The organism is Amycolatopsis mongoliensis (genome assembly GCF_030285665.1).
GTDB classification, from domain to species: domain Bacteria; phylum Actinomycetota; class Actinomycetes; order Mycobacteriales; family Pseudonocardiaceae; genus Amycolatopsis; species Amycolatopsis mongoliensis.
This window is the reverse complement of the sequence record NZ_CP127295.1, coordinates 6,802,758-6,825,318: the sequence shown is the minus strand read 5'-3', so window position 1 is coordinate 6,825,318 and position 22,561 is coordinate 6,802,758. Positions and strand designations below refer to the sequence as shown.

Below are 22,561 nucleotides of genomic sequence, written 5' to 3'. Positions count from 1 at the left end.
CATCCGACGCCAGTTCATCACCGCGGCACGGAAATCCCTGGCTCCCCTACCGGCGATGTGCTCGCCCGCGCACCGCCGGGCCGGAGCTCGCGGGTCCGAGTACTGCTCCACAGCGGATCCCGCCGCCGTCGGATCTTCGCGGCTCGCAGGCTGGTCCGACAGCAGGATGCCCGCACCGCCGGTTGGTCGTCACCCGAGTGGCCGCAGACCCGGCGAAGTCTTCCCGGCCGAATCCGGGGGTTGTCATCCCTCCGTGTTAGCGCTCACAATGGGCCCTGAATCCGCGGCGTCGAACCGGTTCGACTGACCAATCGGGCGAACCGGTTCGACACCGCAGAATCCGATCGTCGCCCCTATCACGTTGAGTCCATCGACCTCAGGAGCAGCAACGATGGTGCTATCGAGGACGCAACGGGCGCTCGCCCGTACCCTTCCGGCGGCCCTGGCCGCGACACTGAGTGCCGGCCTGGTGCCCGCCACGGCGGCCGCCGCCGGTCCGCCCGCTCCCACGCTGCACTACGCGTTCGACACCGACGACGTCGCCACCGGCGTGGTGACCGACTCGTCGGGCCACGGGCTGAACGGAACCCTGGTGAACGGCGCGACGGCCACGATGGTGACCGGCGCGGACGGTGGCACCGCACTGAACCTCCCCGGTGGCGCGCCCACCTCCGACGGCGCGTACGTCCGGATTCCCCGCGAGGCTCTCTCGAGCGCCCCCGACCTGACGGTCTCGGCCCGGCTGAAGTGGGACAACACGAACGCCGGCGCCTGGCAGTGGATCTACGCGCTGGGCCGGGACACCACGAAGTACCTGTTCAGCACACCGTCCAACGGTGACGGAAACCTGCGCACCGCGGCCACCACCGCCGGCGGCGGGGCCGAGGCCCAGGTCACCGGCTACGGCGCACTGCCCGCCGCAGCGTGGAAGACCGTCACGGTGACGCTCGACTCGGCCGCGCACCGGCTGACCACTTACCTCGACGGCACCGCCGTCGCGAGCACCCCGACGAACCTCACCGCCGCCCAGATCATCGACTCGACGGCGACCTCCGCGGGCTACATCGGCAAATCCTTCTACCCCGACCCGCTGTTCAAGGGCGCGATCGACGACTTCCAGGTGTTCGACTCGGCGCTGTCCGCCGACCAGGTCGCGCAGCTGACCGGCGGCCGGGCGCCGACCGCGGTGACCCCGGCCCGAACGACGTTCGACCTCAGGACCGCCGTGGGCACCGCGCCGGCCCTGCCGCCGGCGGTGCGCAGCACGTTCAGCGACGGCTACGACCGCGACGTCCCCATCGCGTGGCAGGCGGTCGACCCCGCCGCCTACGGCGCTCCCGGCGACTTCACCGTCACCGGATCCGCCGGGGGCATTCCGGTCACCGCGAACGTCCGGGTGATCCGCCCCGGGCAGCTGACGATCGACCTCGGCACCGGCACCGGGGCGTTCCACGGCGGCGCGTCCGGCAGCCTCTACGGCCTGTACGGCGACGGCGTGCCCACGAACAACCTGATCGAAGGCATGCACGTCCGCACCATCTCCACGAAGGCACAGGACGGCCCGCAGCACCCGGGTGCCGACGCGCTCGAGGTCGTCAAGCCGCTGGCCGACAGCAGCAACGGCGACGTCTACATCTACATGACCGACATCCACCGCGGCTTCCCGTACCAGTGGCCGGGCAGCACGCCGGAAGAGAAGATGCGGCTGTACAGCGAAAAGATCGCCAAGCAGGTCGAGCAGGTCCGCACGCTCGACCCGAAGTACCAGGACAACATCGTGTTCGTGCCGTTCAACGAGCCGGAAGGCAACATGTTCGGCACCGGGGAATGGAGCTACGACCGCGTCAGCTGGCGAACCGACCCGACGGCCTACTTCGCCGCGTGGGACCAGACGTACCGGCTGATCAAGGGCATTCTGCCGAACGCCAGGATCGCCGGGCCCAACACGAGCGTGCTGTACCCGGAGGTCAAGGGCTTCCTGCAGCACACCGTGGCGGCCGGGACGGTGCCCCAGGTGGTGACCTGGCACGAGCTGAGCCACCCGGAACAGGTGCGCTCCAGCGTCGCCCAGTACCGCGCTTGGGAGAAAGAAGTCTTCGCCGGTACGGCCTATGCCGGCCGGCAGCTGCCGGTCAACGTCAACGAATACGCGTTCAACTACCACACTTCGGTGCCGGGCCAGATGATCCAGTGGATCTCGGCGATCGAGGACTCGAAGATCGACGCGGACATCGCGTACTGGAACATCGACGGCAACCTGTCCGACTCGGCCGTGCAGGCCAACCGCGGCAACGGGCAGTGGTGGCTGTACAACGCCTACGGCGAGATGAGCGGGCACACCGTGCACGTCGACCCGCCCTTCCCCGGTGTCAACTACTCCCTGCAGGGCGTGGCGACGCTCGACGAGTCGAAGGCACAGGCCCGCGCGATCTTCGGCGGCGCGGACGGCCCCGCCTGGATCCAGTTCGACAAGGTCCCGCCGGGTCTCGGCAGCAGTGTGCACGCCTGGATCCGCGAGATCCCCTGGACCGGCCAGATCGGTGACTCGGCCCAGCCCGAGCTGATCACCGAACGGAACGTGGCGGTCAAGGACGGCAGGGTCGCGTTCGACTTCGGCGGTTCGCTGCCGTCGCTCAAGGAGTCCTCGGCCTACGAGATCGTGCTCAGCCCCGCCGGGAAGAGCCCCTCCGCCGCGGCTCCGCCGAAGCTGGTCGACCAGAGCTACGAGGCCGAGAACGCCACCTACACCGGCTCCGGCTACACGAAGAACGGCCCCGAGGGCTCGCCGCAGGCCGTGTCGAAGTTCTACACCTCCGGCGGGTACGACGTCGGCGGCCTGCGGACCGGTTCCGACGGCGTGCTCGGCTTCACCGTCGACGTGCCCCAGGACGGCACGTACGACCTGAGCGTGTTCGCCAATTCCCTCAACACCGCCGACCTGATCAAGGACCGGGGACCGACGAACGTCTTCGTCCGCGTCGACGGAGCGAACGAACAGGAGATCCTGCTGCCACTGGGCTACAAGTGGGTGGTGTGGGACCACACCGACACGAAGGTGCGGCTGAGCAAGGGGAAGCACGTCATCTCCCTCGCCGCTCGCAGTCTCGACGGCACCAGGACGACCAAGGGCGACGCGATCGTCGACCGCATCAAGCTGGCGCTGCCCAACCCCGCCGCGGCCACGTCCGTGTACGAGGCCGAACTGGCCACGCTCAAGGGCGGAAAGGCCGTCTACGGCACGGGATCCGGGCCCGGCTCCGCCGAGCTCGGCAAGGGTGCCCAGGCGACCTTCTGGGTCTACTCGCCGGCCGATGCCGAGTCGACGATCACGGTCCGCGGGACGCTCGGCAGCGTCACGGCGGTCGCCGTCAACGGCCGTGAGGTGCGGCGGGTGGCCGGATCCGGCTCGGTCGCGGTGTCGCTGTCCGGCGGCGTCAACAAGGTGACGCTGACCGGGGTGGCCCCGAAGTCCGTGATCGACCGGATCGACGTCCGCCGGACCGACGGCACCCTGGTGCCCGAGGTGTACGAGGCCGAAGCCGCGCAGCGAAGTGGTTCGGTCCAGGTCACCGCCCTGCCGAACGCCGGCGGCGGCCAGGCCGTCACCGGTGTGGGCGGCGCCCCGGGCAACGACAACGCGCTCACCTTCCGGGTGACCGCCGCGAAGGACGGCACCTACGCCATGCGGATCCGGTACTCGAACCCCGAGCAGGCGGTCGCTACGCACTACAACCCCGACCCGGTGGCCCGGCACGCGGACGTCTCCGTCAACGGCGGGGCCGCGCAGCGGGTGCTGTTCCCGCACAGCTTCCACCAGGACAACTTCTGGGAGCTGACCGTGCCGGTCCAGCTCAAGGCAGGCGCGAACACCATCACGTTCCGGTCCGGGGAGCTGCCGAACTTCGACGGCACCACCTACGCCTCGGACACGTTCCCCGGCGTGGCGCTGCGCTCCCAGTGGGCACCGGTGCTGGACCGGATCGCGATCGCCCCGTTCAGCGCGCCCGCGCGCTGAACCAGGATCGGAGGAAAAGTTGGTCACCATCGGCGACATCGCGAAGGCGGCGGGCGTTTCGCGGAGTACGGCGTCCTATGCCCTGTCCGGCAAGCGCACGATCTCGGACAGCGTGCGCCGGCGGGTGCAGGAGCTGGCCCTGGAGCTCGGTTACACGCCGAACGCCGGGGCGAGGGCGCTCGCCACGTCCCAGACGATGGTCGTCGGCCTGCTCGCGCAGTTCTTCTCGGACGAGTTCGCACCCGCCATGTTGCAGTACATGCTGGGCGTCTCGGACACGGCTCGCGCGCTGGGCTACGACACGCTGCTGGTGACCGAGACAGACGGGGCGCACGCCCTCACCCGGATCACCAGCTCCCGCATGGTCGACGGGGTCGTCCTGCTCAACGTCGCGCAGGACGACGAGCGCGTGCCGATCCTGAGGTCCGCTCCGCAACCCGGCGCCCTGGTGGGCATGCCCGGTGACTGCTCCGGCGTGGACGTGTTCGACCTCGACTTCGAGGCGGCCGGGCGCCTCATGGTCGAGCACATGCACGCCCACGGCCACCGGGAGCTGATCCTGGTGTCGCAGCCGGAGCACGTGGTGGAACGGGGCGGTGCGTACGTCTGGCGGCTCCAGAACGCGGCGCTGCGGGAGGCGCGGGAGCGCGGCATCGAGATCCACGCCGTGTTCGGCGCCTCTCGCCAGCCCGAGGTCGGGCAGGACCTGCACGGCCTTCTCGACGCCCACCCGACGGCGACCGGCCTGCTGCTCAACAACGAGGCCGCCGCGGCGGCGCTGCCCTCGGTGCTGACCGCTCGCGGGCTGCGTGTGCCCGAGGACCTGTCGGTGATCGGCCGGTACTCCGACGAGTTCGCCCGCACCTTCTCGCTCCCCTATTCGTCGATCGAAAGTGCGCCGGACCGGTTGGGCGAGCAGGCCGTGCGTCAGCTCGTGCGGCGGATCGAGTCGCCGCAGGCCCGCGCGGAGCCGCCGGTCCGGCGGCTCCTCGCGCCCGAACTCGTCGACCGCGGCAGCACCGGACGGCCACCAGGCCGTCCCTAGCTCTTCACGTTTTCAAGGAGGAACCCAGTGAAGCGTTCATCGAAATCCGCTCGCGCCGCGATCGCCCTCGGCGCCGCGGCCCTGTGTGCCACCGGCCTGGCCGCGTGCTCGTCTTCGAGCGACAGCGGCGGCGGCAACGCCGCGAGCGGCACCTACACGTGGTGGGACCCCTACCCCCAGCACGAGCCGTCCTCGGACTGGGCCAAGCGCGTCGATTCGTGCGGCAGCAAGGCCGGGGTCACCATCAAGCGCACCGCCTACGACACCACCGCCCTGACGAACCAGGCGCTGCTCGCCGCGCAGGAGGGGACGTCGCCGGACGTCATCCTGCTCGACAACCCCGCGGTGTCGACGCTCGCCGGCACGAGCATGCTGACCTCGATGGACGAGTTCGGCCTCGACACCGCCGGGATCGACCAGAACCTGCTCGCCGCCGGCGTCGTCGACGGCAAGGCCTACGGCGTGCCCATCGGGGCCAACACGCTGGCCATCTACTACAACAAGACCGTCCTGGACGCCGCCGGGGTCGATCCCGCGTCCGTCAAGGACTGGGCGAGCCTGACCGCCGCGCTGCAGAAGGTGGCGGCCGCCGGCCACAAGGGCATCACCTTCGCCGGTATCGGCACCGAAGAGGGCTCCTTCCAGTTCCTGCCGTGGTTCTGGGGTGCCGGGGCCGACCTCAAGCAGCTGGACTCGCCGGCGGCGGTGGCCGCACTCGACCTGTGGACCGGCTGGCTGAAGTCCGGGTACGCGCCGAACTCCGTCATCAGCAACTCCCAGAACACCTCCTGGGAGGAGTTCCTGACCGGCGGCTTCGGATTCGCCGTCAACGGCACCTGGCAGGTGACCAGCGCCGCCAAGGCCAAGTTCCCGACCGGCGTCATCCAGCTCCCGGGCCGCAACGGCGGCGGCGCGCCCGCCCCGACCGGCGGTGAATTCCTCACCGTGCCGGTGCAGAAGGACACCGCACGCTACACCGCCACCAAGAAGATCGTCGAGTGCATGACCACCCAGCAGGGCATGGTCGAGACGGCGAACACGTTCGCGTACTACATCCCGCCGACGAAAGCCGGCCAGGAGGCCCTGCTGGCCCAGCACCCCGAGCTGAAGCAGTGGGTCGATGCCGTGCGCAACGCCAAGGGGCGCACGAGTGACAACCTCGGCACCAAGTACCCGAAGATCTCCGAACCGCTGTGGACCGCGGTACAGAACGCGCTCAGCGGCTCGAAGTCCCCTCAGGACGCGCTGAGCGAAGCGCAGAAGACCGCGTCCGCCGCGGTCGGCTGACGAAGGAACTTCCATGCGTGTCACCACGAATACCGCGGTGGCCGAGCGGCGGGTGCGGTCCGCGCCCGCCCCGGCCACCGGGGACCGGAAGGGGAAGCGTGGCCGCCCGACGCAGTGGGCGGCCCTCGGCTTCCTCACGCCGCTGGCCGCCTACCTGGCGATCTTCTACGCCTACCCGCTGGTCCGGAACATCGATCTCAGCGTGCACGACTACAACGCCAGGGCGTTCGTACTGGGCAACGCGAAGTTCGTCGGCTTCGACAACTACGCCGCCATCTTCAGCTCGCCGGCGTTCGGGCCCGCGGTGCGGAACACCGTGGTGTTCACCTTCGGGTCGATCGCCGCGCAGTACCTCATCGGGCTGGTACTCGCCGTCTTCTTCCGTAACAACTTCCGGCTGTCCGGGGTGCTGCGGGCGCTGTTCCTGGTGCCGTGGCTGCTGCCGCTGATCGTGTCGGGTTCGACGTGGTCGTGGATGCTCAACAGCGACAACGGCATCGTGAACTCCGTGCTGCGGGCGTTCGGCATCGGCGAAATCAACTGGCTGACCTCGCCGGACTGGGCGCTGACGTCGGTGCTCGTCGCGAACATCTGGCTCGGCATCCCGTTCAACCTGGTGATCCTCTACTCGGGGCTGCAGAACATCCCCGGAGACCTCTACGAGGCCGCCGCGCTGGACGGCGCCAACGCCTGGCAGCAGTTCCGGCGGGTGACGGTGCCGATGCTGCGACCGGTCTCGGCGATCACCCTGCTGCTCGGCCTCGTCTACACCCTCAAGGTGGTGGACGTCATCTGGATCATGACCACGGGCGGTCCGGGGAACGTCTCCACGACCCTCGCCGTCTGGTCCTACCGGGAGGCTTTCGGCACGGGCCAGCCGGACTTCTCCCCCGCGGCGGCGATCGGGAACCTGCTCATCGTGATCGCCCTGGTCTTCGGGTTCCTCTACCTCCACCTCCAACGGCGTCAGGAGCGGTCATGACACGGCAACGCGCCTGGTGGAAGACGGCCCTCGGCATCGTGCTGGCCGCGCTGATGCTCTTCCCCGTCTACTGGATGGTCAACGTCTCGCTCACCAAGACCGAGAACATGCGCGCCGACCCGCCGCACTGGTACCCGAAGGACCCGACGCTGCAGGGGTACGCGAACGTGTTCAGCGACCAGTTCCCGGCGCTGGGCACGAGCCTGTTCGTCGGGCTCGGCTGCGTCGTGCTGACCCTGGTGATCTCGGCGCCGGCGGGGTTCGCACTGGCCAAGCTGCGGGTGCGCGGCAAGGGCACGCTCAACTTCGTGCTGCTGGTCGCGCAGATGATCCCCAGCGTGGTGATGGCCATCGGGTTCTACGCGATCTACGTCCGGCTCGGCTGGCTCAACACCGTGTGGGGCCTGGTCGTCGCCGACTCGACCATCGCGGTCCCCTTCGGCGTCCTGGTGTTCACCACGTTCATGTCCGGCATCGCGGGCGAGCTGCTGCAGGCGGCCAAGATCGACGGTGCCGGAACGTGGCGCACCTTCACGTCGATCGTGCTGCCGATCAGCCGCAACGCGATCCTGACGGTCTCGCTGTTCGCGTTCCTGTGGGCCTGGTCGGACTTCATCTTCGCGTCCACATTGGACCGCAATGGCGACATGGTACCGGTGACGCTCGGGATCTACCGCTACATCGGCAACAACACGACCGAGTGGAACTCGATCATGGCGACGGCCGCGGTGGCGTCCGTGCCCGCCGCGATCCTGCTCATCGTCGCTCAACGGTACGTAGCCGGCGGAGTCACCGCCGGCGCGGTCAAGGACTAGGAGTCTTCCCTTGGTGCTCTTCCGGTCTTCCGACACTGCTCTCGAAGTGCGGCACCGCCACGAGGTGCTCACGATCGAGGCGTGGGGCCACGACAGCGTCCGCGTCCGGGCGGCTCCCTACCGGATCCCGGCCGAAAGCCACGGCGCGCTCGACCGGCCGCCGGACGCCGAGCCGCCGATCGTCAAGACCTCGGACCGGCACGCCGTCTTCGTCCACGGCGAGCTGACCGTGGACGTCGGCTTCGACACCGGCGCCGCCTACCCGGAACCGCTGCTGACGTTCACCCGCACCAGTACCGGGGAGGAACTGCTGGCGGAGCGCCGTGAGCACTTCTGGATGCCGGGTGCGCGGGTCTTCCAGGGCAACCGGTCCGGCGCGTACGAGATCCACCAGCAGTTCGCGGCCTATCCGGGCGAAAAGCTGTACGGTCTCGGCCAGCGCACCCACGGGCGGCTCGACGTCAAGGGCCTGTCGCTGGACCTGGTGCAGCGCAACGCCGAGGTGTCCATCCCGTTCGTGCTGTCCAGCCGCGGCTACGGCCTGCTGTGGAACAGCCCGGCGGTCGGCCGGGTCGAGTTCTCCGAGAACGGCACCCGCTGGCAGGCCGGCCAAGCGCGGGAAATCGACTACTGGCTGACCGCCGCACCCACCCCCGCCGCGATCCTGGCGCGGTACGCGGACGCCACGGGCCACTCCCCCGAGCTGCCGGACTGGGCGAGCGGCTTCTGGCAGTGCAAGCTGCGCTACCGCGACCAGGAGGAGCTGCTCGGCGTGGCGCGCGAACACCACCGGCGCGGCCTGCCGATGTCGGTGATCGTCGCCGACTACTTCCACTGGCCGGCGATGGGCGACTTCCGGTTCGACGAGACCGAATGGCCGGACGTGCCGGGCATGGTCGACGAACTGGCCGGGATGGGCGTCAAGCTCATGGTGTCGATCTGGCCGACGGTGTCGCCGCTGAGCGAGCACTTCGCCGAGTACCGGGACCGCGGCCTGCTCGTCGGCTCCGACCAGGGCGTGGAGTTCCACCAGACGATCCAGGACAAGGGCATGGCCGTGCCGATGCCGGTGGCGTTCTACGACCCGACCAACCCCGAGACCCGCGAGTTCGTCTGGGACGTCGTCCGGCGCAACTACCTGGACCAGGGCATCGACGTGTTCTGGCTCGACGCGAGCGAGCCCGAGCTCAACCCGGCCCACCCGGGGAACCTCGCCTTCTACGCCGGACCGGGCGCCGAGGTCGCCACGATCTACCCGCGCGACAACGCCCGCCTGTTCGCCGAGGGCATGGCCGCGGCCGGGCGGGCGCCGACCGTGCTGCTGTGCCGCTCGGCGTGGGCCGGAGCGCAGAAGTACGGCGCCGCGGTGTGGTCCGGCGACATCCCGGCGACGTGGCAGTCGCTGCGGGAGCAGATCCGGGCCGGGCTCGGCGTCGCGATCTCGGGAATCCCGTGGTGGACCACCGACATCGGCGGGTTCCACGGCGGTGACGCCGGTGATCCGGCCTACCGGGAGCTCATGATCCGCTGGTTCCAGTACGGCGTGTTCTGCCCGCTGTTCCGGTTGCACGGTGACCGCGAGCCCCGCACGCCGACGTCGTACGCGCAGACCGGCGGGCCCAACGAGGTGTGGTCCTACGGCGATGAGGCGTACGAGATCATCTCCGGGCTGCTGCACCTGCGGGAACGGCTGCGGCCTTACATCCACGAGCAGATGCGTGCCGCCGCGCGCGACGGCCTGCCGCCGATGCGGCCGCTGTTCGTCGACCACCCCGGCGACCCGGCGGCCTGGGAGGTCGACGACCAGTTCCTGTTCGGCCCCGACATCCTCGTCGCCCCGATCACCGAACCCGGGCAGCGCTCGCGCCCGGTCTACCTGCCGGCCGGGAGCCGGTGGGTGGACGCCGCCACCGGGGAGACCGTCGACGGCGGGACGACCCGCGACGTCGCCGCACCCCTCGACCGCATCCCCGTCTTCACCCGTGAGGGCGCCGACTTGCCCCTGGAGCCTTCGTGACCACCGTGATCGGCACCGACCCGGCGGGCGGCCGTCCCGTCGTACCCTCCCGTGGCGACCGGCGGCCGCTCGGGCTGAACGAGGTCACGGTGACGGGCGGGCTCTGGGCGCGGCTGCAGGAGACGAACGCGTCGGCGACCCTCGCGCACTGCGAACGATGGATGGAACGGCTGGGCTGGCTGGCCAACTTCGACCGCGTCGCCGACGGCACGACCGGTCCGGAGCGGCCCGGGTGGTCGTTCTCGGACTCCGAGGTCTACAAGCTGATCGAGGCGATGTGCTGGGAGCACGGCCGATCCGGCGCGCCGGGGCTCGACGAGTCGATCCGCCGGCTCACCGCCCGCGTCGGCCGGGCCCAGGACGCCGACGGCTACCTGAACACGTGCTTCGGCCACGCCGGCCGGCCTCCCCGCTACAGCGACCTGGAGGAAGGGCATGAGCTGTACAACACCGGCCACCTGCTGCAGGCCGCGGTCGCGCGGCTGCGGACCTCCGGGGCAGACGAACTCGTCGACCTCGCTCGCCGCGCCGCCGACCACGTCTGCGAAGTGTTCGCGACCGACGGGATCTGCGGCCATCCCGAGATCGAGGTCGGGCTCGCGGAGCTCGGCCGGGCGATGGGCGAAAGCCGGTACGTCGAGCAGGCACGCCGGTTCCTCGACCGGCGCGGCCACGGCACACTGCGCGACATCCCGCTGGGCCGGGCGTACTTCCAGGATGACGTCCCGATCCGGGAAGCCGCGACGTTCCGGGGCCACGCGGTGCGGGCGCTCTACCTCTCCGCCGCCGCGGTGGACGTCGCCGTCGAGCTGGCGGACGATCCGCTGCTCCACGCGATCGAACGGCAGTGGGAGCACGCCGTCGCCCGGCGCACGTACCTGACCGGCGGCATGGGTTCCCGGCACCAGGACGAAGGTTTCGGCGAGGACTGGGAACTGCCGCCGGACCGCGCGTACTGCGAGACCTGCGCGGGCGTCGCGTCGATCATGGTGTCGTGGCGGCTCCACCTGGCGACCGGCGACGTCCGGTACGCCGACCTGATGGAGCGCACGTTCTACAACATCATCGCGACGTCCCCGCGCTCCGACGGGCGGGCGTTCTTCTACGCCAACCCCTTGCACCAGCGGACACCCGGGACACCGGGCGATGACTCGGCCGTGAGTCCCCGGGCCGAGGGCGGGTCCCGCGCGGCGTGGTTCGACGTGTCGTGCTGCCCGACCAACGTCGCCCGCACGCTCGCGTCGTGGCACACCTACCTGGCCTCGGCCGGGGAGCGGGACCTGACACTGCTGCAGTACGCGCCGTCCCGCATCACCACGGACCTGACGGGCGGCCGGTTCGCGATCGAGGTCGACACCGCGTATCCCGACGACGGCGCGGTGACGATCCACGTGCTTTCGGCTCCCCGAGACCCGGTGGCCCTGCGGCTGCGCGTCCCGCCGTGGGCTTCCGGCGCGGTGCTCGACGACGGTGGCGGACAACGGGAGGTCGCACCCGGTCTGGTGGCCGTGGGCCGGGTGTTCACGGCGGGCGAGACACTGCGGCTGCGTCTCCCGCTGGCTCCCAGGTTCACGTGGCCCGACCGGCGCGTCGACGCGGTTCGCGGGTGCGTCGCCGTGGAGCGCGGGCCGCTGGTGCTCTGCGCGGAATCCCTGGACCTGCCGGGCATCCGGCTCGACGACGTCGCGGTGAGCCCGGCGGGCTTGATCGAACGAGACGGCCAGGTTCTGGCGCAGGCCCGCGCTGTGGCCGGTGCCGGCTCGGCGTGGCCTTATGGGCCCGCGAGTGCGTCCGGGAGCGGCGATGCATTCGAGTTGCCGCTCGTGCCGTACCACCGGTGGGCGGAGCGGGGCCCTACGGCGATGCGGGTTTGGCTGCCCGTCAGCGGGGGCGGCCCGCCACGAGCGTGACCGGCAGGGCCGGGCCCTGGACCGCCGCGTCACTCGGTGTACTCGCCGTAGCCGACTCAAATGTCAGCTCCGGCAGTTCGGAGAGCAAGCGCTCTCGTTCGACGTTCGGATCGAGTCACGGCTGTCGACGAATACCGGACGTCAAGACGTCGAACCGATTCGTTCGCGACGCGCTTCTGCGGGTGGGTTCATCGTGCACGGGCTGCAGCCTGCATCGTGCGTTCGAGTACCGGGGATGCGGAACGGGCCTGTTGTCCCGCTCGTCCCGGTGTTGCCGGGATCCGAAGAGGCCCAGCCGCAGTCCTCGCCGCACCGGCCGGCGGCGAACACCCGGGCGGCCCGTCGACGTCGACCGGAACGCAGGCCGCGTCGGAGGCGAGGACTCCGAGCATCGCGGCGTCGGCGCGGTACTCCAGGATCGTGGCGCCGTCGTCCAGCGCGGGCGCGTCCGGGTGTGCGGCCGGGCCGTCGGACAACCGCGACGAGGGGGCCGGACGGACGTCGGCGACCGTCGAAGGCGTCATGAATTGCTCCCGGAATGCGTGAAAGAATCGAACGGCAACCGGAACGAACACCCACCATCTCAGTGCTCTCTCAGCGCACAACGGGCGAACCGGGAACCGAGGCACCGAGCTTCGCTTGCCGATTCTTGAAATGACGGAACACATTTCACAGGAACCGCACACCGTTCACCTCTTCCGGTGGATCAGCGAAATCGGCGCAACCGGCGTGGGACGTCGGGCGCGGGCAACCTCAGGAACGAGCCCGGCCTGCCGGGCCCGGAGGCCCGCAGAGCGGCCACGGCGCGGGGTTCGTTGCGGGCACAGTTCGCGAGGATTCCGAACATCGCCGAGGTGACGAGCAATGACGAGCCGCCGTAGGAGATCAGCGGCAACGTGACGCCGGTGACCGGCAGCAAACCGACGACGTAACCGATGTTGATCGCCGCCTGGGCGACCACGAGCACGGTCAGCGTGCCCGCGACGATCCGGATCCACGGGTCGACGTTGCGACGCGCGATCCGCATCCCCACCACGGCGACACCCGCGTAAAGAGCGATCACGACGAGACAGCCGGCAAAACCGAGTTCCTCGCCGATGAGGGCGAAGATGAAATCGTTCTCCACCCCGGGCAGGTATCCCCAATTCGAGCTGCCCTGCCCGAGACCACGGCCGAACACGCCACCGTCGGCGAGCGCGTACAACGCCTGGGTCGTCTGGTAGGACTCGGCAGCGGTGTCGGGGGACGCGGAGAAGAACGACAGGATCCGCGCCAGCCGGTACCCGGCCGTCAGGGCCAGCACGGTGCTCCCGCCGCCCGCACCGAGCAGCAGGGCCGCGAACAGCCGGGCGGGGACGCCCGCGAACCACAGCAGGGTGAGCGTGATGATGCCGAGGGTTACCGTACCGCTCAGGTTGGGCTGCGCCATCACCAGCGCGAACATGAGCAGCGCCGCCGGCACCACCGGGACCAGCAGGTGCCGCCACCGGTGCAGCAGGTGATCCTTGGCGACCAGCACGTGCGCGCCCCACAGGGTGAGCGAAAGCTTGGCGAACTCGATCGGCTGGATCGACTGCCCGGCGACGACGAACCAGCGTTGCGCCCCGCCGCCGGTGGCGCCGAGCGGGGTGAGCACGAGCACCAGCATGACCAGCGACGCGATCATCGTCGCCCCGCCCAGCGCCCGGATTCGCCGAATCGGCAGACGCAGCGCGAAGAAGAACACGACCGCGCCCAGTGCGACATAGGTCATGTGCTTGCCGAACAAGCCGTACTGACCGCCGCCGGTGCGGGGATCGTACGAGGACACCGACGAGGCACTCAGCACCATCACCACGCCGAGGACCGCGAGGAGACCGGCCAGGGCCAGCACGAGGTGGAAGGAGGCGAGCGGGCGGGCCGGCCACCCGGTCAGGGTCTCCCCCAGCGTGGCCACCCGGGATGCGCGGGCCGGTCCGGCGGCGAGCTCACCGCGGCGGGGGGTCACGGCGTCCGGCCGGGGTGGGTGCCGAAGACCCGGGTCGGCCGCCCGGAGGGCACCAGGTCGCACGGCCCGCCCCGGAACAGGCCGAGGCCGAGCGGATCACCGGGGATCGCCGGGACCGGCCGGGCCGGTGGCGGCGGCAGGGCGTCCGCTCCGGGCAGTGCGGCCAGCTTCGCCACGACCGGCCGGACCAGCCGGGTCAGTTCTTCGGCCACCGGAGTCCGGACGGGCGCGGCGTCCGGCGCCGCCGGACGGTTCGCCGCGTCGGAGACCCGCACCAGCACGGCGACCAGCCCGTAGTTGGCCAGCAGGGAAGAGCCCCCCGCGGACAGGAAGGGCGCGGTGAGGCCGGTTTCCGGGATCAGCTTCGTGACGCCGCCGACCACCACGAAGATCTGCAGCACCAGGGCGAACGCCAGGCCGCCCGCGAGCAGCTTGCCGAAGGGTTCCCGCACGGTCAGGGCCGCCCGCAGGCCGCGCAGCGCGATCAGCAGGTAGACGACCAGGACGGCAGCGAGCCCGGTCAGCCCGAGTTCCTCCCCGATCGCGGCGGTGATGAAGTCGGTGCTCGCCTCGGGGACCGCTTCCGGGCGTCCCGCGCCGAGCCCGGTGCCGGTGAGACCCCCCGTGCCCAGCCCGAACAGCCCCTGCGCCAGCTGGTACCCGCCGCCGGGCAGGTCGTAGGTCGCGAGGGGATCGATCCAGTTGGCGACCCGCTGCCGCACGTGGGTGAACAAGGTGCAGGCGAGGACGCTGCCGCCGGCGAACAAGGTGCCCCCGAGGCCGATCCAGACCGCTTTGCCGGTCGCGGTGTAGACCATCACCAGGATGATCCCGAAGAACAGCAGTGCGGCCCCGAGTTCCTTCTCGAAGGTGAGCATGCCCAGGCAGGCCGCGGTCGCGATCGCGATCGGGCCGAGGTCGCGCGGGCGCGGCAGTTCGACCCCGGCGATCCGCCGGCCGGCCGTGGCGAACAGCTCGCGCTTGCGCACCAGGAACGCCGCGGCGAACACGACCAGCAGGATCTTGGCGAACTCCCCCGGCTCCACCGAAACCGGACCGAGCCGGATCCACACCTTCGCGCCGTTGACCTCCGAAACGCCGCTCGGCAGCAGGGCCGGTACCGCCGTGGCCACGACGGCGACGAGCCCGGCGGTGTAGCCGAACCGCGCCAGCCGCCGGTGGTCGCGCACCGCGGCGAGCACCGCGACGAACGCGCCGGCCCCCAGCACGGTCCACAACGCCTGCCGGGACGCGTCTTCGGTCGGCTGCCCGGCGGCGGCGTGCGCGAGGTCGAGCCGGCGGATCATCACCACGCCGAGGCCGTTGAGCAGCGCGACGCACGGCAGGATCAGCGGATCGGCGTGCGGCGCCCACCGGCGGACCGCGGTGTGCGCGCCCGTGAACACCACGACGAAACCCGCGCCGTAGCCCACCACGTCCACCGAAGCCGGGTGGCACTGAGCGGCGTCGACCAGTGCCGTCGCGGCGGCGAAGAGCACGGCCGCGAACGCGGTCAGCGCCAGCTCGGCGCCCCGGCGTTGCGTGGGCACGACCGGTACTCCTCTCGGTTCTCCGTCGGAGCGAAGCTAGCCGCCGATGGCTGGCAGGACGCTGAGAACGCGGCGCAGGCCTTCACACAGGCCACACCGGAGCGCTGGTCGTCTTGGGAAACCGACGATCGGGGGTTTCGGATGGACCACAAGGGACAGTCCTCATCGGACAAGCGAGCCGTGCGCCGGGTGCTGCGGGCTTGCCGGATCGCCGTCGGTCTCGCCTCCCTGCTCGTGCTGGCCGGCACCGGGGTCGCCGCCACGATGCTGTCCGAGTTGACCGGCGCCCTGGCCACGTCCGACGCGCTGGGCGCCGGCAGCCCGAAGTCCTCGGGCGGTGACGTGAACCTCCTGCTGATCGGGCTCGACTCGCGCAAGGACCAGGACGGAAACCCGTTGCCGCCACAGATCCTGGACCAGCTCCACGCCGGCGACGGCAACGAAGGCGGCTACAACACCAACACGCTCATCCTGCTGCACATCCCCGGCGACGGTGGCAAGGTCTCGGCGGTGTCCATCCCCCGCGACGACTACGTCGCCGTCTCGGGCATCCCCGGATACACCCACGCCAAGATCAAGGAGGCGTACGGACTGGCCAAGGCCCAGGCCGAACAAGCGCTGGCAGCGCACGGCGTCACGGGCAAAGCGGACCTGGAGCACCAAGGCCGCGAAGCGGGACGGAAGAAGACCCTGGAAACCGTGCGGACCTTCCTCGACGTGCCGATAGACCGGTTCGCCGAGGTCAACCTGGCCGGCTTCTACGACCTCGCGACCGCTCTCGGCGGGGTGGAGGTGTGCCTCGACCACCCGGTCGCGGACAGCTACTCGGGCGCGAACTTCCCCGCCGGGCACCAGACACTGAACGGAGCACAGGCACTGTCGTTCGCGCGGCAGCGGCACGGCCTGACCAACGGCGACCTCGACCGCACCCACCGGCAGCAGGCGTTCCTGTCTTCCGCCGCGCAGAAGCTGCGCAGCGCGGGCACGTTCACCGACCTGGGCAAGCTGCGGGCCCTCATCGACACCGCGCAGAAGGACGTCGTCGTCTCCGCCGGCTGGGACGTCCTGGCCTTCGCCCAGCAGGCCAGGAACCTGACCGGCGGCAACCTCGAGTTCACGACGCTGCCGATCAAGGGCTACGCGAAGATCGACGGCCAGGACGTCAACACGGTCGACGTCGACCGGGTGCGTTCGGCCGTACGAACCGCATTCGGCGCCCCGGCGCCCGCCGCACCGCAGGTCCACGCCTCGGCCACCGTCGACGTGCGCAACGCCACCGCCAAGACCGGGCTGGCCGCCACGGTCGCCCGGGCGCTGGCACCGTACGGATTCCGGGACGGCGAGCTGACCAACGGCCGGGGAACGTCGGCGATCACCTACGGCGCCGGTGCGGCCGGCGACGCGGCCACGGCGGCGAAACTGCTGGGCGGCCTGCCCGTCACCGCCGACACCCGCGTCCCGGCCGGCCACGTGCGCGTCACCCTGGGCCCCGGCTTCGCCCTGCCACCCTCGCCGGGACCACCCGGCACTGCCACCCCACCCGGCACGACCGCCGCACCACCGCCGGCCGGTCCGCAGGGCGGCACAGTCGACGGCAGCGGTGTCCCCTGCGTCGACTGAGCTGGTTCAGGTGGCCTCGGGATCGACCGGTGGTCGCTCGCCGGGACGCAGTCCCGTTGCGGGAGCGCCCACCGGCCTCTCGTCCGGCAGGGGATACCGCAGCGCCAGGCGCGGGTCGAACTCGCGCAGTGCCTGCAGCTCCTGCAGTGGCTTGCGCAGTTGCCGGAATTCCGGGCCGAGCTCGGCCTCCAGCCGCTGCTGCGCACCGACGGCGAACTCGCGGGCCTGACGGGCGACCCGCGCCAGCCGGCTCACCGCGCCGGGCAGCCGCTCGGGCCCGAGGACGAACAACGCGGCCACCAGGAGGACGAGCAGCTGCTCGAGGCTGAGACCGAACACCGTGACATCCCCTTACCGCGAAGGAATCCGAAGCTACCCGAGGTCCGCTGTGCGAGCGCTGAGAAGACGGCATTCCCCGGGGCGGCTAACCGCTGCGGCGCCGTCGGCGGGGTGCCCGGAGTTCCCGGTGGTGGTCGACGGCGATCCGGATCATCTCGACGACATGGGGGTCGTCGACGTAGTGGATCTGGTGCTTGCCTTCGCGGCGGGCGCGGACCAGCCCGGCGAGCTTGAGCTTTCCGAGGTGGTGGCTGACCGTGGCAACGCTCTGACCGGTCCCGTCGGCCAGCGTGCCGACGTCGGATTCGCCGTCCGCGAGCAGCCACAGCAGGTGCAGCCGGACAGTGGCGGACAGCAGGCCGAACGTGGCCGCCGCGTCCTGGAGGACGTCGGGCGGCAGTGGATCGGGTGGGGCGGGCACGGCTGGTCCTTCCGGAGTGTCGGGCCAGCTTGCCGTAAGAACCCTCACTTGTACAACCGTTTGACTGTTCGGGGCCCGTCGGGTGTACTGGTCACCGGCCGCCGGCTGGTGCGGCGGATCGTGCGGAGGGAGGTGAGCCGGGTGACCGGCGAAGGAAGTAGTCGCCGCGACAGCGCACACGTCCGGCCCCTCCCGGCTCCCCGGGGCTAGGTCCGGGCGGTCGTCGCGCTGTCGTCACGGACAGCCGACCTCGACCGACGGGACCTCGCCATGACACTTCTCCCCGGCCTGCACGATGCACCGGCGCTCACCGTGTTCCGCCAGTGCGGCAGCTCTCCGAAGGGCCTGACCGAAGCCGAGGCGGCGGAACGGCTGGCCCGCCACGGCGAAAACCGCATCGACGCCGGCGCAGGCCCGCGGCGGCTGCGCGACGCCGCCCGGAGCCCGTTCGTGGCCTTGCTGACCGGTTTGGCCCTCGTCTTCGCAGCGCTGGCGGACCTGCGCGGCTCGGTGACGGTCACGGTCATGGTCGTGCTGAGCGTGCTGCTGCGCTACTGGCAGCAGGCGCGCTCCGACAACGCGGTCGCCGCGCTGCGGAACCAGGTCACCATGACCGCGACCGTCCGGCGCCGTGCGGGCGAAGGCCACCCGGCGCGGGAGCGCGAGGTGCCAGCCGCCGACCTGGTGCCCGGCGACGTCGTGCTGCTCGGCCCGGGTGACGTCGTGTCCGCCGACGTCCGGGTGCTCACCGCCGCCGGGCTCTTGGTGGACCAGTCCACGCTGACCGGCGAGGCACTGCCGGTCGCGAAGACACCACCGCGGCGAGGCCCCGCCACGGATCTGCTGGAAGCGCCGGCGCTCGTGTTCGCCGGAACCTCGGTGATCGGCGGTACCGCGACCGCCGTCGTGCTGGCCACCGGTGCCTCGACGCGATTCGGCTCGCTGGCCACCGCGGCCGGAGAACGACGTGCGGAGTCGAGCTTCGAGGCGGGCGTCCGCCGGGTCGGCTGGACGTTGATCCGGTTCATGCTCGTGATGGTGCCGATCGTGCTCGTGGTCAACGGGACCGTGACGGGGAGCTGGGAACAGGCGGCGATGTTCGCGGTCGCGGTGGCCGTCGGCCTGACACCGGAGATGCTGCCGGTGGTCGTGACGACCAACCTGGCCCGCGGCGCGACGGTGCTGTCGCGGCAGCGGGTGATCGTCAAACGGCTCGACGCGATCCAGGACCTGGCCGCGATGGACGTGCTGTGCGTGGACAAGACCGGCACCCTCACCGAGGACCGCGCCGCCTTCGCCCACGGCATCGACCTCGACGGCCGCCCCGACGGGGAACCGGGTGCCTACGCCCACCTCGCCGCGCGCTTGCAGAGCGGCCCTCCGGACCGCCTCGACGAGGCAATCCTCGACCAGCTCGCCGGCGCGGACGAAGTACCCGGTGGCGCGCTGGTCGACGAGTTCGGGTTCGACCCCCGGCGACGGCGGACCTCCGTCGTCGTGCGCCGGGCGGGGGCCGACCTCTTCGTCACGAAAGGCGACCCCGCGGAAGTCATTCCGCGCTGTACCCACGCCCGCCGCGCCGGCGAGGTCGTCGCGCTGACCCCCGGCTTGCGCGACGCAGCCGCCGACCTCGTCCGCGCGCACGCCGGGCACGGCCTGCGCCTGCTGGCGGTCGCCGCCCGGGAGGCACCGCCGAAGCCCCGGCGCTACACCGAGCACGACGAGACGGACCTGGTCCTCGTGGGATTCGCCGTCTTCACCGATCCCGTCCGCGACGGGGCCGCCGAGACGGTGGCGTCCCTCGCCGCCCGAGGGGTCGCGATCAAGCTCCTGACCGGCGACAACCAGCACGTCGCCGCCCGGGTGGCGGCCGAGGCCGGAATAGCCGTGGGCGAGGTCGTGCTCGGCTCCGACGTCGACTCCACCGGCGACGCCACCCTGCGCGTGCTGGCCGGCCGGGCGACGGTGTTCGCGCGGCTGACCCCGGCGCACAAGGCGCGGGTGGTGCGCGCACTGCGCGAGGGAGGTCACGCCGTCGGGTTCCTCGGCGACGGCGTCAACGACGTCGCCGCGCTGCGCGCCGCCGATGTCGGCATCGCCCCGGACACTGCCACCGACGCCGCCAAGGACGCGGCCGACCTCGTGCTGCTGGACCGTGACCTCTCCGTGCTGGCCAACGGCGTCGTCGAAGGACGCCGGACGCTGGCCAACACGCTCAAGTACGTCACCACCACCGCCGCGTCGAACTTCGGGAACGTGCTGACCGTGCTCGCGGCGAGCGCTTTCCTGCCGTTCCTGCCGATCCTGCCGATCCAGCTGGTGGCGTCGAACCTCCTGTACGACCTCGCCCAGCTGGCCCTGGCCTGGGACCGCGTCGACGAGGCCTACCTCGCGCGGCCGCGCCGCTGGGACGCGCGAGGGCTGGCCACGTCCATGCTCGTGTTCGGGCCGCTGTCGTCGGTGTTCGACCTGACGACCTTCGCCGTGCTGGGCCGGGTGTTCGACGCCGGGCCGGCGCTGTTCCGGACCGGCTGGTTCGTCGAAGGCCTGCTCTCGCAAGTGCTCGTGGTGCTGGTCCTGCGCGGCCGGGCCGTCTTCGCACCGGCCCGCGCGGTCATCGCCGCCGCGGCGGCGGCCACCCTGGCCGGAGTGCTCCTCCCGGTCTCGCCTCTGGCCGGAGCTTTGCGGCTGCAGTCCCTGCCCGTCGCCTACCTGCCGTGGCTGCTCGTCGTCCTGGCCGCCTACGCCCTCGCCGCGCGAGCCGTCGCCCGCCGGTTCGCCCGCCCGGCGTGGTGGTGACTCCCCCCTTCCCCCGACCGGAGACGGCCATGTCCCTGCTGCGTCCCCTCCCTGTCCGCACCGATCCGGCCCGCCCGCACCGCGCGGCCGCCGACGTACTGGTGTTCCTCGGCGCGGCCGGGTTGCTGTGGCTGATCGTGCGGCTCGCGCACGGCACCGTGACGGCGTGGTCCCCGGCGACCGCTCCGGCCACGGTCTCCACCGACCCGGGCGAGCTCCCCTACTACGCGGGCCGTTCCCTGCTTCGGATGTTCGCCGCGCTCGCCCTCTCCGTGGCGTTCACGTTCGGCTATGCCACCGCAGCGGCCCGGCTGCGGCGCGCGGAGAAGGTCCTGCTGCCGGTGCTGGACATCCTGCAGTCGGTCCCCATCCTCGGCTTCCTGTCGGTGACGATCACCGGCTTCATCGCCCTGTTCCCCGGTTCGCAGCTCGGCCTGGAGTGCGCCGCGGTCTTCGCGATCTTCACCTCACAGGCGTGGAACATGGCCTTCGCCTTCCACCACTCCCTCGTCTCCCAGCCCCGCGACCTCGACGAGGCATCCCGGCTGCTGCGGCTGACGCGGTGGCAGCGGTTCTGGCGGGTCGACGTCCCGAGCGGGATGATCCCGCTGGTCTGGAACGGGATGATGAGCTTCGGCGGCGGCTGGTTCTTCCTGACCGCGTCCGAAGCGCTCAGCGTCGACAACCGGAACTACGCGCTGCCCGGAGTCGGTGCCTACGTCGCGGCGGCCACCGCCGAAGGCGACCTCGGCAAGGTCCTGCTGGCGATCGGCGTGATGATCGTCCTCGTCGTGGGCGTCAACGTCCTGTTCTGGCGCCCGCTCACCGCCTGGGCCGAGCGGTTCCGCGTCGAGAACTCCGAAGCCGCCCAGGCCCCGCGCAGCGTCGTTCTCGACCTGCTGCGCCGGTCCCGGGTGGGTGTCCTGCTGGGCCGCGTGTTCGGGCCGCTGGTCCACCCGGCCGACCGGGTCACCGCGGTGTTCGGCCTCGCCGACCATCCACTTCGGACATCTCCGGCGCGGCGCCGCGCCGGGGACGTCCTGTTCGCGACGGCCGTGCTCACATTGGTCGGCTACGGTCTCGTCCACGCCGTGGGGTTCGTCGGGGAAACCACCGGGTTCGCCGAGGTCGGGCACGCGCTGCTGCTCGGGTTGGTCACGTTCGCGTGAGTGCTGGTGCTGCTGGTCTTCGCCACCGTGGTCTGGGTGCCGGTCGGCGCGTGGATCGGGGTGAACCCCCGGGTCGCGCGCCTGGCGCAGCCGGTGGTGCAGGTGCTCGCGTCGTTCCCGGCGAACTTCCTCTTCCCGCTCGTCACCGCCGTCCTCGTGACCACCGGAGTTTCCCTGGACTGGGGCGGAATCCTGCTGATGGCACTGGGCGCGCAGTGGTACGTCCTGTTCAACGTGATCGCCGGGGCCTCGGCGATCCCCACGGACCTGCGCGAGGCCGCGGCGAACCTGTGCCTGCCGCGGAGGCTGTGGTGGCGGCGGCTGGTCCTCCCGGCGGTCTTCCCCGGCTACGTAACCGGGGGCGTCACCGCGGCGGGCGGCGCCTGGAACGCCTCGATCGTCGCCGAAGTCATCTCCTACAACGGCTCGACGCTGACCGCGACCGGGCTGGGCGCCTACATCCACGACGCCACCGGAGCCGGCGACGCCGGCCGGATCCTCGTCGGCGTCGCCGTCATGAGCCTCTACGTCGTCGGGCTCAACCGGCTGCTCTGGCGCCCGCTGTACACGCTGGCCGAACGCCGCTTCTCCCTGTCCTGAAACGA

15 protein-coding genes are annotated in these 22,561 nt (G+C 71.1%); 11 read left to right on the top strand and 4 right to left on the bottom strand.

Annotated elements, in window-relative coordinates:
- Positions 1 to 391: 391 nt before the first annotated feature.
- The 7 genes from QRX60_RS32705 to QRX60_RS32675 are packed head-to-tail and all read left to right on the top strand — an operon-like array spanning position 392 to position 12,071.
- Entirely contained in the window at positions 392 to 4,015 is a 3,624-nt protein-coding gene (locus tag QRX60_RS32705) for a LamG-like jellyroll fold domain-containing protein (protein ID WP_285995287.1), read from the top strand.
- A gap of 19 nt (positions 4,016 to 4,034) precedes the next feature.
- Positions 4,035 to 5,060, top strand: a complete 1,026-nt coding sequence (locus tag QRX60_RS32700) for a LacI family DNA-binding transcriptional regulator (RefSeq protein WP_285995286.1) — start codon at positions 4,035 to 4,037, stop codon at positions 5,058 to 5,060.
- A 27-nt stretch (positions 5,061 to 5,087) separates the two neighbouring features.
- Positions 5,088 to 6,347, top strand: coding sequence for a sugar ABC transporter substrate-binding protein (locus QRX60_RS32695; protein ID WP_285995285.1), 1,260 nt, complete (start codon positions 5,088 to 5,090; stop codon positions 6,345 to 6,347).
- A gap of 13 nt (positions 6,348 to 6,360) precedes the next feature.
- Positions 6,361 to 7,329 carry a carbohydrate ABC transporter permease gene (locus tag QRX60_RS32690; protein ID WP_285995284.1) on the top strand — a complete coding sequence of 323 codons (969 nt, stop codon included), beginning with the start codon at positions 6,361 to 6,363 and terminating at the stop codon, positions 7,327 to 7,329.
- A complete protein-coding gene (locus tag QRX60_RS32685) occupies positions 7,326 to 8,144 on the top strand; it encodes a carbohydrate ABC transporter permease (protein WP_285995283.1) in 819 nt (272 codons plus the stop codon). Before QRX60_RS32690 ends, QRX60_RS32685 begins: the two co-directional genes overlap by 4 nt.
- 13 nt (positions 8,145 to 8,157) lie before the next feature.
- Entirely contained in the window at positions 8,158 to 10,161 is a 2,004-nt protein-coding gene (locus tag QRX60_RS32680) for a glycoside hydrolase family 31 protein (protein ID WP_286003744.1), read from the top strand.
- Complete coding sequence (locus tag QRX60_RS32675) at positions 10,158 to 12,071, top strand: glycoside hydrolase family 127 protein (protein WP_285995282.1); 1,914 nt, start codon at positions 10,158 to 10,160, stop codon at positions 12,069 to 12,071. The genes QRX60_RS32680 and QRX60_RS32675 overlap by 4 nt, the downstream gene beginning before the upstream one ends.
- A gap of 706 nt (positions 12,072 to 12,777) precedes the next feature.
- On the opposite strand, the gene ftsW is transcribed toward QRX60_RS32675, so the two are convergent.
- Entirely contained in the window at positions 12,778 to 14,058 is a 1,281-nt protein-coding gene (gene ftsW / locus QRX60_RS32670; RefSeq protein ID WP_408630151.1) for a putative lipid II flippase FtsW, read from the bottom strand.
- A complete protein-coding gene (locus QRX60_RS32665; RefSeq protein ID WP_285995281.1) occupies positions 14,055 to 15,608 on the bottom strand; it encodes an FtsW/RodA/SpoVE family cell cycle protein in 1,554 nt (517 codons plus the stop codon). The genes ftsW and QRX60_RS32665 overlap by 4 nt, the downstream gene beginning before the upstream one ends.
- Before the next feature lie 141 nt (positions 15,609 to 15,749).
- Between QRX60_RS32665 and QRX60_RS32660 the strand changes: the two genes are divergently transcribed.
- A complete protein-coding gene (locus tag QRX60_RS32660) occupies positions 15,750 to 17,228 on the top strand; it encodes an LCP family protein (RefSeq protein WP_285995280.1) in 1,479 nt (492 codons plus the stop codon).
- Positions 17,229 to 17,234: 6 nt separating this feature from the next.
- On the opposite strand, the gene QRX60_RS32655 is transcribed toward QRX60_RS32660, so the two are convergent.
- Together QRX60_RS32655 and QRX60_RS32650 are read right to left on the bottom strand one after the other, a co-directional pair.
- Positions 17,235 to 17,567 carry a Sec-independent protein translocase family protein gene (locus QRX60_RS32655; protein WP_285995279.1) on the bottom strand — a complete coding sequence of 111 codons (333 nt, stop codon included), beginning with the start codon at positions 17,565 to 17,567 and terminating at the stop codon, positions 17,235 to 17,237.
- Positions 17,568 to 17,652: 85 nt separating this feature from the next.
- The gene (locus QRX60_RS32650) at positions 17,653 to 17,988 is read right to left on the bottom strand and encodes an ArsR/SmtB family transcription factor (protein WP_285995278.1); all 336 of its coding nucleotides are present in this window, start codon (positions 17,986 to 17,988) and stop codon (positions 17,653 to 17,655) included.
- A 270-nt stretch (positions 17,989 to 18,258) separates the two neighbouring features.
- Here QRX60_RS32650 and mgtA point away from each other — a divergent pair, with 270 nt between their 5' ends.
- From mgtA to QRX60_RS32635, 3 genes are read left to right on the top strand one after another with little or no spacing between them, the layout of a single operon-like run.
- A complete protein-coding gene (gene mgtA, locus QRX60_RS32645; RefSeq protein WP_285995277.1) occupies positions 18,259 to 20,787 on the top strand; it encodes a magnesium-translocating P-type ATPase in 2,529 nt (842 codons plus the stop codon).
- Positions 20,788 to 20,816: 29 nt separating this feature from the next.
- Entirely contained in the window at positions 20,817 to 21,956 is a 1,140-nt protein-coding gene (locus QRX60_RS32640) for an ABC transporter permease subunit (protein ID WP_285995276.1), read from the top strand.
- Positions 21,957 to 22,556 carry an ABC transporter permease subunit gene (locus QRX60_RS32635; RefSeq protein ID WP_285995275.1) on the top strand — a complete coding sequence of 200 codons (600 nt, stop codon included), beginning with the start codon at positions 21,957 to 21,959 and terminating at the stop codon, positions 22,554 to 22,556.
- Positions 22,557 to 22,561: the final 5 nt, after the last annotated feature.

Coding starts and splice junctions, on each gene's coding strand:
- QRX60_RS32705 (WP_285995287.1), top strand. CDS start 392: ATGGTGCTATCGAGGACGCAACGGGCGCTCGCCCGTACCCTTCCGGCG.
- QRX60_RS32690 (WP_285995284.1), top strand. CDS start 6,361: ATGCGTGTCACCACGAATACCGCGGTGGCCGAGCGGCGGGTGCGGTCC.
- QRX60_RS32685 (WP_285995283.1), top strand. CDS start 7,326: ATGACACGGCAACGCGCCTGGTGGAAGACGGCCCTCGGCATCGTGCTG.
- QRX60_RS32660 (WP_285995280.1), top strand. CDS start 15,750: ATGGACCACAAGGGACAGTCCTCATCGGACAAGCGAGCCGTGCGCCGG.
- mgtA (WP_285995277.1), top strand. CDS start 18,259: ATGACACTTCTCCCCGGCCTGCACGATGCACCGGCGCTCACCGTGTTC.
- QRX60_RS32640 (WP_285995276.1), top strand. CDS start 20,817: ATGTCCCTGCTGCGTCCCCTCCCTGTCCGCACCGATCCGGCCCGCCCG.